The sequence below is a fragment of the Enterococcus sp. DIV0703 genome (assembly GCF_051711065.1).
GTDB classification, from domain to species: domain Bacteria; phylum Bacillota; class Bacilli; order Lactobacillales; family Enterococcaceae; genus Enterococcus_B; species Enterococcus_B hirae.
On the sequence record NZ_JBIOLX010000001.1, the window covers coordinates 2,452,501 to 2,466,422 of the forward strand.

9 protein-coding genes and 1 rRNA gene (1 of these 10 running past the window's edge) are annotated in these 13,922 nt (G+C 39.7%); 3 read left to right on the forward strand and 7 right to left on the reverse strand.

The annotated features are described in order from the left end of the window. The 4 genes from IGK81_RS11240 to IGK81_RS11255 form a co-directional block, all read right to left on the reverse strand. A 16S ribosomal RNA gene (locus IGK81_RS11240) occupies nucleotides 1-849 on the reverse strand; it reaches 711 nt to the left of the window's first position. A gap of 638 nt (nucleotides 850-1,487) precedes the next feature. Beyond that, nucleotides 1,488-1,700 (reverse strand): hypothetical protein, encoded by a 213-nt coding sequence (locus IGK81_RS11245; RefSeq protein WP_034700401.1) that lies wholly within the window; start codon nucleotides 1,698-1,700, stop codon nucleotides 1,488-1,490. A 246-nt stretch (nucleotides 1,701-1,946) separates the two neighbouring features. Further along, nucleotides 1,947-2,288, reverse strand: coding sequence for a YlbF family regulator (locus IGK81_RS11250; protein WP_010720913.1), 342 nt, complete (start codon nucleotides 2,286-2,288; stop codon nucleotides 1,947-1,949). A gap of 65 nt (nucleotides 2,289-2,353) precedes the next feature. Beyond that, on the reverse strand, nucleotides 2,354-4,525 hold the full coding sequence (locus IGK81_RS11255) for a PBP1A family penicillin-binding protein (protein ID WP_034700403.1): 2,172 nt from the start codon (nucleotides 4,523-4,525) through the stop codon (nucleotides 2,354-2,356). Nucleotides 4,526-4,732: 207 nt separating this feature from the next. Here IGK81_RS11255 and IGK81_RS11260 point away from each other — a divergent pair, with 207 nt between their 5' ends. Further along, nucleotides 4,733-5,587 (forward strand): RluA family pseudouridine synthase, encoded by an 855-nt coding sequence (locus tag IGK81_RS11260; RefSeq protein WP_034700405.1) that lies wholly within the window; start codon nucleotides 4,733-4,735, stop codon nucleotides 5,585-5,587. Nucleotides 5,588-5,689: 102 nt separating this feature from the next. On the opposite strand, the gene IGK81_RS11265 is transcribed toward IGK81_RS11260, so the two are convergent. The 3 genes from IGK81_RS11265 to IGK81_RS11275 are packed head-to-tail and all read right to left on the reverse strand — an operon-like array spanning nucleotide 5,690 to nucleotide 10,547. After that, complete coding sequence (locus tag IGK81_RS11265) at nucleotides 5,690-6,550, reverse strand: ROK family protein (protein ID WP_034700407.1); 861 nt, start codon at nucleotides 6,548-6,550, stop codon at nucleotides 5,690-5,692. 3 nt (nucleotides 6,551-6,553) lie between these two features. Then, the gene (locus tag IGK81_RS11270; RefSeq protein WP_034700408.1) at nucleotides 6,554-9,235 is read right to left on the reverse strand and encodes an alpha-mannosidase; all 2,682 of its coding nucleotides are present in this window, start codon (nucleotides 9,233-9,235) and stop codon (nucleotides 6,554-6,556) included. A gap of 10 nt (nucleotides 9,236-9,245) precedes the next feature. Then, nucleotides 9,246-10,547: a glycoside hydrolase family 125 protein gene (locus IGK81_RS11275; RefSeq protein ID WP_034700410.1), complete on the reverse strand. Its 1,302-nt coding sequence runs from the start codon at nucleotides 10,545-10,547 to the stop codon at nucleotides 9,246-9,248. A 154-nt stretch (nucleotides 10,548-10,701) separates the two neighbouring features. Between IGK81_RS11275 and IGK81_RS11280 the strand changes: the two genes are divergently transcribed. After that, nucleotides 10,702-11,748, forward strand: a complete 1,047-nt coding sequence (locus IGK81_RS11280) for a GntR family transcriptional regulator (RefSeq protein WP_034700412.1) — start codon at nucleotides 10,702-10,704, stop codon at nucleotides 11,746-11,748. Further along, nucleotides 11,696-13,915, forward strand: coding sequence for a GH92 family glycosyl hydrolase (locus IGK81_RS11285; RefSeq protein ID WP_080704621.1), 2,220 nt, complete (start codon nucleotides 11,696-11,698; stop codon nucleotides 13,913-13,915). The genes IGK81_RS11280 and IGK81_RS11285 overlap by 53 nt, the downstream gene beginning before the upstream one ends. The last annotated feature ends 7 nt before the right edge of the window (nucleotides 13,916-13,922 follow it).

The following is a 13,922-nucleotide window of genomic DNA, read 5'->3' on the forward strand; positions in this document are numbered from 1 at the left end:
ACTTAGCACTCATCGTTTACGGCGTGGACTACCAGGGTATCTAATCCTGTTTGCTCCCCACGCTTTCGAGCCTCAGCGTCAGTTACAGACCAGAGAGCCGCCTTCGCCACTGGTGTTCCTCCATATATCTACGCATTTCACCGCTACACATGGAATTCCACTCTCCTCTTCTGCACTCAAGTCTCCCAGTTTCCAATGACCCTCCCCGGTTGAGCCGGGGGCTTTCACATCAGACTTAAGAAACCGCCTGCGCTCGCTTTACGCCCAATAAATCCGGACAACGCTTGCCACCTACGTATTACCGCGGCTGCTGGCACGTAGTTAGCCGTGGCTTTCTGGTTAGATACCGTCAAGGGATGAACAGTTACTCTCATCCTTGTTCTTCTCTAACAACAGAGTTTTACGATCCGAAAACCTTCTTCACTCACGCGGCGTTGCTCGGTCAGACTTTCGTCCATTGCCGAAGATTCCCTACTGCTGCCTCCCGTAGGAGTTTGGGCCGTGTCTCAGTCCCAATGTGGCCGATCACCCTCTCAGGTCGGCTATGCATCGTCGCCTTGGTGAGCCGTTACCTCACCAACTAGCTAATGCACCGCGGGTCCATCCATCAGCGACACCCGAAAGCGCCTTTCAAATCAAAACCATGCGGTTTCGATTGTTATACGGTATTAGCACCTGTTTCCAAGTGTTATCCCCTTCTGATGGGCAGGTTACCCACGTGTTACTCACCCGTTCGCCACTCCTCTTTTTCCGGTGGAGCAAGCTCCGGTGGAAAAAGAAGCGTTCGACTTGCATGTATTAGGCACGCCGCCAGCGTTCGTCCTGAGCCAGGATCAAACTCTCATAAAAAGTTCGAACAATCTTGCGATTGTTAAGCTCAATTGTTTGCTAGCATATTGCTTGCTTGTTAAAAATGTTTGTTGTCTTGAATCAATCAAGACGCCCTACACATTTGGTTTGTCTTTGCTTTGTTCAGTTTTCAAAGGTCTACTTGATTAAAAGCTAATCAGTTGAGATTGCCGTAGCAACTTTTATATCATATCAGAGTGACGTTTGTTTGTCAACTCTTTTTTAAAAGTTTTTTTCGACTTCATTTTTTAGAAGTGTTTCAGCAACTCATTTATCATAACTCGTCGTTTGTTATTTGTCAACAACTTTTTTGAAGTTTTTTTCGATAGAATCAAGCTTCGTAAGCTATCGTTTTTTTACGACTCAGTTATCTTATCACCTTAAAAAGTAAATGTCAATGAATTTTTCTAAATAAATTTCACTATCTTTTTCTCTTTTTCAGCAACGTCAATTACTTTACCATTAAAAAAAAGAATGGTCAAGCTAAAAATTAATTTTAGTAGCACCTTACTTTATTTCTCTCTATTGGTCTAACCTACTTTAGTTGCCTATCTTCTTATTTAGACTCATCGGTACTTCAGACGATTACTGCAATGGCTAGCTATTTTCATACTCAATCATCAAATATCTCTCATATCTTACTTTCGATACCGCACACCTTTATAAATAGCTAATGGCAAGATCACAAAAAGAAACAAGAGAAGAATATCGATCAGATATTGGTCGCTAAAAACATTTGTTAATGGCTGATTTGTAGTTAAAGAATAAAATGCGGGTAGCAAAATAATCGTGAAAAGATACGAGCCACTGATTTCCCAAAAATCTTTCCAAGAAAATTTTTTGTATTTCATCGCTCCACCTCCTTGCTTTATATGAGAGAAATTCACTACTTGAATAGACATTTCTACGCTTCTATAATAGACAAAATCAGCTATTATAGCTAGGTTAACAATAATTATTTATTAAACAATGAAAAATAAGCTAATTTTCTATGAGTTATCCCCGTCTGATTTCTTCATACTAAAAAAGCAACGCAAAACAATTTTGTTTTACGTTGCTTTTGCTTGTTCTGGCTAAATTATTTTCTACAACGTTAATTATTCGCTGTATAAATCTCTAACTGGTGTCATGATGATGCGATTCAAGTCATTGATGATCGTGCTGAATTGTTGTTCTTTTTGCATCAAATCATTGATCACTTCTTCTGATTGAATTTTCATTGCCATTTCTTGCGCTTTCATTGCATCTTCATCGCTAAATTCTTGCCCGCTCATTTGTTTTTCCTGCAATTCGATTTGCATCGCTTGAAAATCTTTGAATAGACGATGTGCTTCTTCATTTGCTTTAACTTTTGCATAGGCTTCTTCTAAAGCTTTGAATTCTTGCAATTCGCGAATCTCGCGTTCGATTTGATTTGCGCTATCATAAATATTTGACATAGTTAGCCTCTTTTCTATAGATCGTTTAGTTTTATTGTACCATTTGTTTATCGTTTTTCATAGGATTACTGTCCTTGATATTTCCGCCAGAGATCTTTCGCAGCTTCACCTAAACCTCTTACGCCTTCTTTTACCATATCACCGATATTTTTCAGCCCATCTTTAGCTTGTTCCCCGTATTTATTCAGATTTTCTTTCCATTGTTCTGAGTTCTCATTGGTTTGCGTATTATTATTGACTTGATCAGCAGGAACTACTTTTCCGCCAGTCGCATATGCATCTGCTACAGGGAAAGGCTCTTGCTCAGTATAAGGAAGAATGCCTTCTGCGGCCGATTTGAAGACTTTACCAACCACATTCCCACTTGTTCCTGCTAAATAATGCAATTCACTAGACTCTTCATATCCCATCCAAGTTGAAATCACGACATTAGGTGTATAGCCAACAATCCATTGATCGTTAGCTTTGGTAGGATCAAAATTGGTTTCAGTCGTTCCTGTTTTCCCTGCGACTGTATAACCAGCCGGTTTAGCTGCAACGGCTGTCCCATTAGAAAAAGTCCCAAGCAGCATTGAAGTCATTTGATTAGCCGTTTCTTCTGAAATGACTTGTTTAGGTTTTTCATTGGTCTTGTCAACAATTACTGCACCCGTTGAATCCACGATTTTAGTAATCAGATGTGGTTTGTACATTTTACCAGCGTTAGCAAATGCACTGTAAGCTCCAGCCATCGTTAACGGCGAAACTCCCTTAGCTAAACCACCTAATGCTAAACCATAATACTTATCTGATTTCGATAGAGGTAATCCAAATTCTTCTGCTTTATCATAACCTTTTTGAAGACCGATTTCATGAAGCAACCATACAGCAGGAAGATTCAAACTTTCAGCAACCGCCTGATACATCGGTACTTCACCACGGTACGTTCCGTCGTAATTATGAGCTTTATAATAAGATAATGGTTCATCTTTCAAAATACTTGCTGGGGTGTATCCCGCTTCTAACGCTGGTGCATACACACTCAAAGGTTTGATCGTTGAGCCAGGAGAACGTTTCATTTGTGTTGCAAAACTGAATCCCCGGAAAACATGTTCCCCACGTCGCCCTACCAGCGCCTCAACTCCACCAGTTTTAGGATCTAATGCGACTGATGCGGATTGAACCATCGCCCCATCCGCAGCATTTGCCGGAAATAGTGCATTGTTTTGATACGTTGTTTCTAATTGTTTTTGATAATTTTGATCAAGTGATGTATAGATTTTGTATCCTTTGTTCATCACATCTTCTTCATCCAAACCATAATCATTGACTGCTTCATCAATCACGGCATCAAAGTAATAAGGATAGCGATAGCCTGATTCCGAATTATCATACGTATCTTTCACGTATTGTTTGATATCCACTTTGCTTTCCGTTTGGTATTGTTGTTTCGTGATCTTGCCGTTTTCTTCCATAACACTCAATACGGTGTTTTTTCGATTGTTTGCATTTTCTGGATGATCGATCGGATTATAGATACCCGGACCTTTAAGCATCCCAGCTAACGTTGCCGCTTCTGCTAAATTAACCTGATTAGCATCTACCCCAAAGTATTTCCTTGAAGCATCTTGTACGCCCCATACCCCATTTCCAAAATAAGCATTGTTGAGATACATGGTCAAAATCTCTTCTTTGCTGTATTTCTTTTCAATTTCAATGGCTAAAAATAATTCTTTTGCTTTACGGTCAAAAGTTTGATCAAGTGTCAAATAAGCATTTTTAGCTAATTGTTGGGTAATTGTACTCCCACCTCCACCAGAAGTGCCACCTGAAAGGACCATCCGAACTGCTGCCCGAGCGATCCCTTTGATATCAAATCCATGATGCTGATAAAAATTGCGATCTTCGGTTGAGATAACCGCATTTTGGATATCTGGAGAGATTGCATCCAATTCCACATAAGTCCCTTTTTGAGCATACAGGGTGCCTGCTTCTTCATTTTTTTTATCATAGATAACGGTAGACTGACTTAGCCCCGATTTTAATGTGGAGACATTTGCCTGTTTTGCTAAAATAAAAAGATAGATACTGACGATCAATACACAGATCAAGCCAATCAGTAGGATCAGTTTATTGATATGATACTTTTTCCATATACGTTTTCGCCATCGATGGAATCGCCCTAAATAAGGTTTAATCCAATGCCAAAAACTGATCAAAGCAGCTTTTATTTTACTTAAAATGCTTTGAAAATCCATTTATTCTTCTCCTGTCTATTTGATTGAATCGCCTTATTCTACCACAGGTACGTTCTTCATTCTTCCTGCTTGAGATGTAGGCAAACTGTTTTTTTAAGTTTTGACGATAGTTTAGCATAAGAAGTATCAGAAATTAGTCACTTTTTTCTTAAATAAGTTTTAAAAATGGTACAATAGAGCTGCATTTTTGCTAAAAGGAGTATTTTTATGGAAATCACGATCACGTTACCTGACACTCAGCCAACAACCACCCTTCGAGAATTATTAGAACAAGAATGGCTCGTTCCAAGAAAAGTCCGCCACTTTTTACGTATAAGAAAAAATGTGTGGATCAATCAAGAACCTGCCTTATTTCATTTTGAAGTCCACGCTGGTGACCATATTACGTTACGTTTTGAAGAAACTGATTATCAATACCAAGAAGTCCAATTGGGTAAATCTTCCTTCGTCCAACCATTATATGAAGACGATCATTTACTCATTGTCAATAAACCCGCCGGCATGAAAACTCATCCGAATGAACCAACCGAAAATGATACTTTATTGAATCACTTAGCTGCGTATTTAAAGAAAAAAGAGCAACGCCCTTATGTCGTGCATCGATTGGACAAAGAAACAAGTGGTGCAATTTTATTTGCTAAAAATCCCTTTGTTTTACCTATCCTAGGCAGAATGTTGGAACAAAAGAAGATTTATCGACGATACCAAGCACTTGTCTGGGGAACAATCAAAGAGGATTTGATTTTGAAAGACAAAATCGGTCGTGATCGGCACGATCGCAGAAAACGGGTGGTAGATCCTCATAAAGGTCAAACGGCTCTCACACATGTTTCCGTTGATCAAGTAGTGAATGGTCAGACTCAGGTTTACTGTGTTTTGGAAACCGGACGTACCCATCAAATCAGGGTCCATCTCTCTCACATTGGTCATCCCATTGTCGGCGATCCACTTTACCAAACACGGCCTGCGAACCGTCTCATGCTCCATGCGTTAGAATTACACATGTCTCATCCTTTCACGCAAGAAACCATTGTCGCAAAAGCCCTCCCTGGTTTATGGTAAAGACACTATTGTAAGGAGCGATCCATTACTGATCACAATCAAAAAACGGCTAGGGACACACCTCTAGCCGTTTTTTATTACTATATATAGAATATATACACCTTATTGTTTACCATGTTCTTTTTCTGCTAAAAGCAAGCTGCCAATAATTCCACTCTCATTCGGCAGACCCCAGCGTACAATGTATTCATCTACTTGTGGCGTTTCCATGTACCCACCCATTAACTCAACGAATTGTTGTCGAATTTTATGCAACAAGTGATCTTGATTCATCACTCCGCCACCTAAAATGATTTTTTCAGGAGCTAACGTCAACGTATAATTGATCAATGCTTGAGCAATATAATAGGCTTGGATGTCCCATATTGGATGATCTTGAGGAAGTTCTTGGCCTTTGATTCCAGTTCGTGCCTCAATTGAAGGTCCAGCCGCTAATCCCTCCAAACAATCTTTGTGGTAAGGACATGTTCCTTCATAGGTATCCTCTGGATGACGTTTTACCCAGATATGCCCCATTTCTGGGTGGGCAAGTCCAGAAAAGATATCTCCTTCAAGGACCACACCGGCACCAATCCCTGTACCGACAGTCAAATAAATACAACTCTTTTTCCCTTGTGCGGCTCCTTTTAGCAATTCGCCGTAAGCTGCTGCATTCACATCTGTCGTCCAAGCCATCGGAATCCCGTAACGTTCTTGGATGCTGCCTAAAAAATTGTAGTTTCCCCATCCAGGTTTAGGTGTTGCCAAAACATACCCATAATTATCGGCATTTTTATCAATACCGATCGGACCAAACGAACCGATCCCTAACGCCTCTAGTTCATATTGATCAAAAAAATCAAATACTTGCTTTAGTGTTTCTTCAGGTGTAGTTGTAGGAATACTTACTCTTTCTACGATAACGCCTTCATTTGAAACGGCACAGATGAATTTTGTTCCCCCTGCTTCTATTCCACCATACATTGCTTATTCCTCCTCGAATCCGATTGTCCGAATTTCATAAGGTCTAACGGTCGGAGCAATCGTTTGCTCAACTGTTTCTTCTAGCAGATTCAATAATTCCCCTTGTTTCCCATTTTTAGTGATTTGTAATGGTGAATCAAGACCGGACAGATTAAACCCACGCACCACTACTTTATCACTAAATTTACTTCGTTTCAAAGCAGTAATTGCAAACGTTTCCCCTTCGCAAGTTAAATAGCTGTTTTCAGCTGGCAAGGTTCCTGTTTGAATCGCCATTTGCGTGGTAGAAAAAGGAATCTGTGCGCTATAAGCATGATGGTAACTAGCAAATTTTTCTTCTGGCTGATGCACTTCGATACTGTAGTTAAAGCAATGTACCCCATGACATTGGGCTTCTGGTGTTGGAAAATATCCCCAATCTCCTAATTCCCCTACACAACGTAGTAAAGTCACCGCAATCACACTGTCATCGATTACTTCATATTCGTTTAATCCATAATTGCCAACTGTTACGCCATAATCGTTTCCTTCTAAATGAACGAACGCTTGTTGATGCTGTGGATTTGTTGGATTTTCCCAACTACTTGATACATCATTGGGACGGGTAACCACTTCAAAAATACTATCAGCTTGATGTTGTTTCACATGTAACTTTGTGGGAAACAACACACGTAAGCGATGATCATCCATTTGATTATTCACTTTTGTTTCAAAGTCGATTTTTTTGCTGTCTTTTCTTAAAGTGATAACAGTTGTTACTTCTAACACACGCTTTTCTTTTGAACGACCTGCTTTACGGTGACGAAACTCAATGACCATCTGTTGTTCTTTTGCTAAACGTTCATCAGCAGCTACTGGGATCAATAATTCCTGGGTAACTTTTACTTGTGCTAATTCACTCGTATCAGTTACGACTTCTACGGTACTTTGATCATTTTCCTTTGATAAAATAGGTTGGTCATTTTCAGGCTGTTTGAAGATATATTCATTTCCAATATCCCCAACATCTTCGAATGTCAATAATTCATCTAGTTGTTTGCCCGTTGTTTTGTCTTTCAACGTCAAGGTGCCATTCGGTTGGATCTCTAGCCGAACTTGTTGATTTTCTAATACTCGTCCATCGTTTTGGATCATCGTCTCTTTTTCTTCTTTAGCTTTTCCTTCTATTAATACATACGTGTTCCAAGAAAAAGCTGGCATTTCGCTCACTGGTAAAGTGACCGTGATTTTTCTCGCCATGTAAGGAATCCTAAACCGATCTTTTGGCAGATCATAATTAAACGTCACAAATGTTTCTGATAGTGATGCAGGGACTTCTTCACCATTGGATGTTTCTACATGATAGCTTTTTGGTGGTTGCTTTTCTAATTCTTCATATAATTTCTCAGGTATTCCTTCTGCAAAACATTTTCTTTCTAACTCAATCGTTATTTCTGCTTCACCAGTCTTTGCTGATCCAGCCGTGTTCATAACTAAGAAAGGATAGCTTTTTGCTGGTAAGCTGCTAGTGTCGATCGCTTGGGCAAGTTGTTTGATCGCTTCTTCTGCTAAATACTTCCCTACTTCATCTGCTTTTTCAAACCGTGTCATCATTTCTCGATGGACAGAATCAACCGAACACCCGCAAATACTGTCATGTGGATGATTTTGCATCAACGTTTTCCACGCATAATCTAATTGATCATGGGGATATTTACCAGTAACTTCATAAGCCATCGTTGCTAATGGCTCAGCAATATTTTCAATTTGTCTTTGAACTTTAGTATTCCATTGTTTTAAATAGACACGTGCTGAAGCAGTATTCGCTAACGTATACCAGCCATCTGTTTCCTGACTGGTCAACTCTCCCTCAACGGAACCAAGTTCTTCTGGCAAGTCCTTTTGCACCGCTGCAAGATAATCGACAAAATTGGAATGGATAAATTCATACTCTGGATATAATTCATTCGCTAATTTGATTGCTGCTGTTACATCCTTTTGAACCGGTTGATGATCCACTCCATTCATCATCAACAGATGATTGGTTGATGCGTATTGCTCTGCATCTGCCAGCTTTTGGTCCCAAAAGGCTCTTGCTTTCTCTTTTTCAGCCGGGATCTCATTTCCATTACTGTACCAATTGGCAAACAGTAACCCAAAGATTTCTGTGCTATCTGGTCCTTTCCACCACATTTCAGAATATTGAGAAGAATAATTTTCTGCTTCCAAGACTTGATTATCAAAGCCAATTGGTTTTACGCCTCGTCCAAAAGCAGCAGCTGAAAGTCCTGCTTGTTTCATCATTTGTGGTGTTTGCCCCATATTTCCAAAAGTATCCGGGAAATAACCGAGCATCACAGGCGTTCCCCACTTCTTACTTTCTTCCATTCCAATCAACATATTACGGACATTCGCTTCTGAACTGATCAAGAAATCATCTTGTAAAATATAAAAAGGACCGATCCTTAATTTCCCCGCATCAATTGCTCGTTGCACCGCTTCTTTCTTTTCTGGACGTACTTGTAAATAATCATCTAAAATAATCGTTTGTCCATCTAAATGGAAACTATTGAAATCTGGATCGGTTTCAAATAATTCCAAAAGATCATCCATCAATTCGACTAAACGCATATGATGCTGTTCATAAGCCATGTACCATTCACGATCCCAATGACTGTGTGAAATGATATATACTTTCTTTTTCATTTTATTCCTCCTATTTCGCTACTCGAATATCAAAGTAATCCATCACTAATTCACAAAACATCATGTTCGCCCAAGAGAACCATTCTCTGGTGTAGTTGTTTGGATCATCGACATCAAACCCCTCGTGCATCAAATGTGTACCAGCATCTGTCGCAACTAATAAGTCTAAAATCCGCTTTTTCTCTTCTTTATCTTCAGTGGTCATCCCTTCCATCGCTAATGCAATCGGCCAGATGTAATTTTCTGGAGTGTGAGATGATCCGATCCCTTTTGCATATTTCCCTTCATAGAAGTAAGGGTTCTCTTTACTTAGTAACGTTTTTCTCGTTGCCAAATATTGTTCATCTGTGGTAGAACAGTAACCTAAATACGGAGCAGCAATCAAATTAGGTACATTACTGTCATCCATAATAGAAGCGTTTCCTAATCCATCAACTTCATAAGCATAGATGGTTTCTCCTTGTTGGTTTTTAGTCAACGCATAGTCTTCGATTCCTTTTTGGATATCTTCTTTTAAACGTTTGGCTTCTTCAAGGATTGCTTTACTACTTGTTTCTTCCGTGAGAATGTTCGTAAAGATTTCTTCAATATAACCCAACACTACTACAGCAAACATATTTGAAGGAACGAGGTAGCCATATTGACACGCATCATCGCTTGGACGAAAACCAGACCAAGTCATTCCAGTTGGTGCAACTGCACTTCCACGTCCATCGTTGACTAAGGTATCTTCTTTCCTCGTCGTATCTCTTTCGAAAGTATAAGGAGATTGATTGTGATCTTGTTCGGTTTTGAAGACATGTAAGGCTTTTTTGATTCCTTCAACAAACGAATCATTCAATTGGTCCGTTCGACCAGTGTTCTTATATAATAAGTAAGCTAATTGGATAGGATAACATAAGGAATCGATTTCATATTTACGCTCCCAGATCCAGTCATTCATTTCAGTGTGATCACTTTGATGCCCCGCTCCATTTGCTTCTTCATTGAATGCGTTTGCGTATGGATCGATGTTGATATATTCAAATTGTTTTTTGACAAGCCCACTAATCATCGAAGCTAAGTCTTCATCTTCTTTTGCAATGACTAAATATGGGCGGACTTGAGCGGTGGAGTCACGCAACCACATCGCTGGAATATCACCAGTTAATAAGAAAGTCGTCCCGTCTTCATGTCTTTTGACTGTCGTTAACAATGTATTAGCAAAGGCAGCAGAGAAATTCGTTGCCCAATCTGCATGCTCTTCCCCACATTTTGCAGTAATTTCATCCATAAACTGTTGAACTGACTTTGGTATATCTTTGTATGCCATTTATTTTCCTCTTTTCTTTATTGGTATATCATAAGAGGATTATACCTCGTCGTTTTACAATTGTCTACGCTTTCAAAATGAGATTTTTCTTATTTACTTTTAGTGGTTTTATGCTATGATCTTTATATGATATATCTTATAAGAAGGTGCTTTTATGAATCAACCACTATACCAACAAATCTTTCATGACTTACAACAAGCAATTGCTGATGGATCGTTACCTGTTGACAGCCAGGTACCTACCGAAAAGGAATTGTCCACCAAGTATCAAGTGAGTCGAATCACTTCTAAACGTGCATTAACTGAATTAGAACAATTAGGTCTGATTTATCGTGTCAGAGGAAAAGGCAGTTTTGTCAAAGCAACGACTAGTGATCTTAATAGAAACGATGTGATTAAAAATAGTCGCATCCTGTTCCTACTTCCCTTTTTATCTGACCTTTCTGTCGGAGATTTTACAAAAGGACTAAATCCAGTGATGCAAGAAAATCAGTTAGAGGTCATGATGACGACTGTTGATTTTCTGGCAAACAAAACGGCGAAGGAAATCATGCAAGAATTTGACGGAATGATTTATTATGCGTTTGCGACCGATCAACATCTGGATCTGCTCTTTGAATTATCATTGAAACAATTCCCAGTTGTTGTTTTAGATAAAAAAATCTATGAACTTCCTTTTCCAACTGTCCTTTCAGATAATTTCCAAGGTGGTTCTTTGGCTACGGCTCATTTGATTTCAAAAGGGCATAAAAAGATTGCCTATCTTTTTGGTGAACAGGCGCATCCACAATCTGTCCGACAACGATACTTGGGTTACCTGGAAGCTTTGGACAAAGCCAATTTGCCGTTTCATACAACTTTAGATGCAAAAGGCACTACGATTGAAACGTTACTGACCTACATCAGTGAACATCAGGTCACTGCGTTTGTCTGCGAAAACGATCTGGTAGCTATTCAAACGATGAATCATTTAAAACAACAAGGCTATCGTATCCCAGATGATTTTTCGATCGTTGGATTCGATGATATCCAAGCAGCCGCTTTAGTTGATCCACCATTAACAACGATTGCTCAAGATTTCCACCAACTAGGAGAACTTGCAGGAAATGCTTTGATCACTTGGCTCAAAACAAATAACATTCCCGAAGATACGAGCCAACCAGTCTCATTTATCAAACGACACTCAACAAAGGAGATTTAACATGAACATTCAACATATTGATACTCGTCACGGTACAGCCAATCAAGCGAACTTCTCAAATGGGAACTGCCAGCCTTATACTGGTGTTCCTTTTGGGATGAATTACTTTGCCCCACAGACAACTGATCAAAAAGGTAGCTGGTGGTTCCATCCTGACGATCACACCTTCCAAGGCTACCGTTTGACTCATCAGCCAAGTCCATGGATGGGTGACTTCAGCTATTTTGTCTTCACTCCGATCAATGGGTTATTACCTGAAAATACCCTGTTCCATGCACAAAGTTCGTATCGTCCAGAAGAAAGCACATTCTGTCCAACTCATTTAACGATCAACCAATTACGTGATGGTATTCGCTCCACGTTGATCCCTAGCATGTACGGTGGTGTCCTAACCATTGATTACCACAAAAATGAGAGCGGTTTACTTTTGTCGTTTCCTGGTAAACATCAATTAGTTCTAAAAGATCCCTATACGATTGAAGGACAAGTCACTCATTTTGCAGGCGCCGAAGATCCTGATTTTACGTTCTATTTTGTCTTACATTTTGAACAGCCAATCCAATCAAAGGAATTGTCACAGTTAGCAGCCGATGACGCTGGGTCGGTTCCGATTTATTTTGGCGACGTAAAAAAACAAGTCATTCGTTTCGGTACTTCCTTCATCAGTTCTGAACAAGCTTCATTTAATCTAGAACAAGAGTTACATCAAACGCCTGATGACTATTTGCTGAATAGTTCACAACAATGGCAAAACTATTTTGACCGAATCAAAGTCGAGCATCATGATCCGCAACAGTTACGGACGTTTTACCACAATCTCTACCGTGTATTTTTATTCCCACAAACGTTCTATGAAATCGACTCGACCGGACAAAAAATCCATTATGATACCACTAGTCGAAGTGTAAAACCAGGTGTACTTTATACCAATAATGGCTTTTGGGATACTTATAAAACAGTGTATCCACTTTACTCTTTGATTGCTGTCGAAAAATATGAAGAGATGCTTGAAGGCTTTTTGAACAGCTATCGTGAAACTGGCTTTTTACCAAAATGGCTTTCGCCAGATGAGCGTGGACTCATGCCAGGAACATTGATTGATGCAGTGATCGCTGATGCCTCGGTTAAGGGAATCCGTAAAGATTTAATGGCTGAATTTCTCGAAGCAATGAAAAAAGGCGCTACGGTCCAAAGTGAAAAACAAAATTACGGACGTCAAGGAACGACTGATTATCTAAAATATGGTTATGTACCAAATACTTACCACGAATCAATCAACCACACCCTTGATTACGCTTATAGTGACTTTTGTATCAGCCAAGTATCCACCGGTTTGAATGAAACAGCAACCGCACAACACTATCAAAAGCAATCTTTCAATTATCAAAATGTCTTTGATCCGGAAACTGGCTTCATGCGTTCCAAAGATCCCGAAGGAAGATTCCGTACTCCGTTTTCTTCCACACGTTGGGGTCAGGATTATGCAGAAGGTAGCGCTTGGCAAAGTAGTTTTGCTGTTTACCATGATTTTGCTGGTTTGATCAATGCTCACGGTGGACCAGATCAATTTGAAGAAAAACTGATTGAATTATGTAACCAAGCACCGACTTTTGAAGTTGGCGGTTATGGTTTTGAGATCCATGAAATGAGTGAAATGGCAGCGATCGAGTTTGGTCAAGTTGCCATCTCCAATCAACCAAGCTTCCACTATCCTTATTTATTTAGTTATATTGGTAAACCCGAAATGGCACAACCATTGATCAAACAATTGCTGACACAAACATTCGATGATACCCCGACCGGTTATCCAGGAGATGAAGACAATGGGAGCATGGCAGGTTGGTATATCTTTAATAGTTTAGGCTTTTATCCTGTCACGCCAGGAACAGGTGAATATGTCATCGGGATGCCTTTAGTCGACAAAGCTGTGCTTACGTTGTCTAATGGTGAACATTTAACAATCGAAACAAGCCCTAATCACCCACAACAACAATTTATCCATGAGATCACAAGAAATGAAACTAGCTATCGCAAACTCTTCTTTACACATGAAGACTTGCTGACTGGTGGCACGATTGCTTATCAGTTGGGGATTGTTCCTACTAGTAAGAAACGTTCAAAATCAGATCTACCTTACTCCTTATCGGAGGCGAATGTACAACTCTAATTTTTTC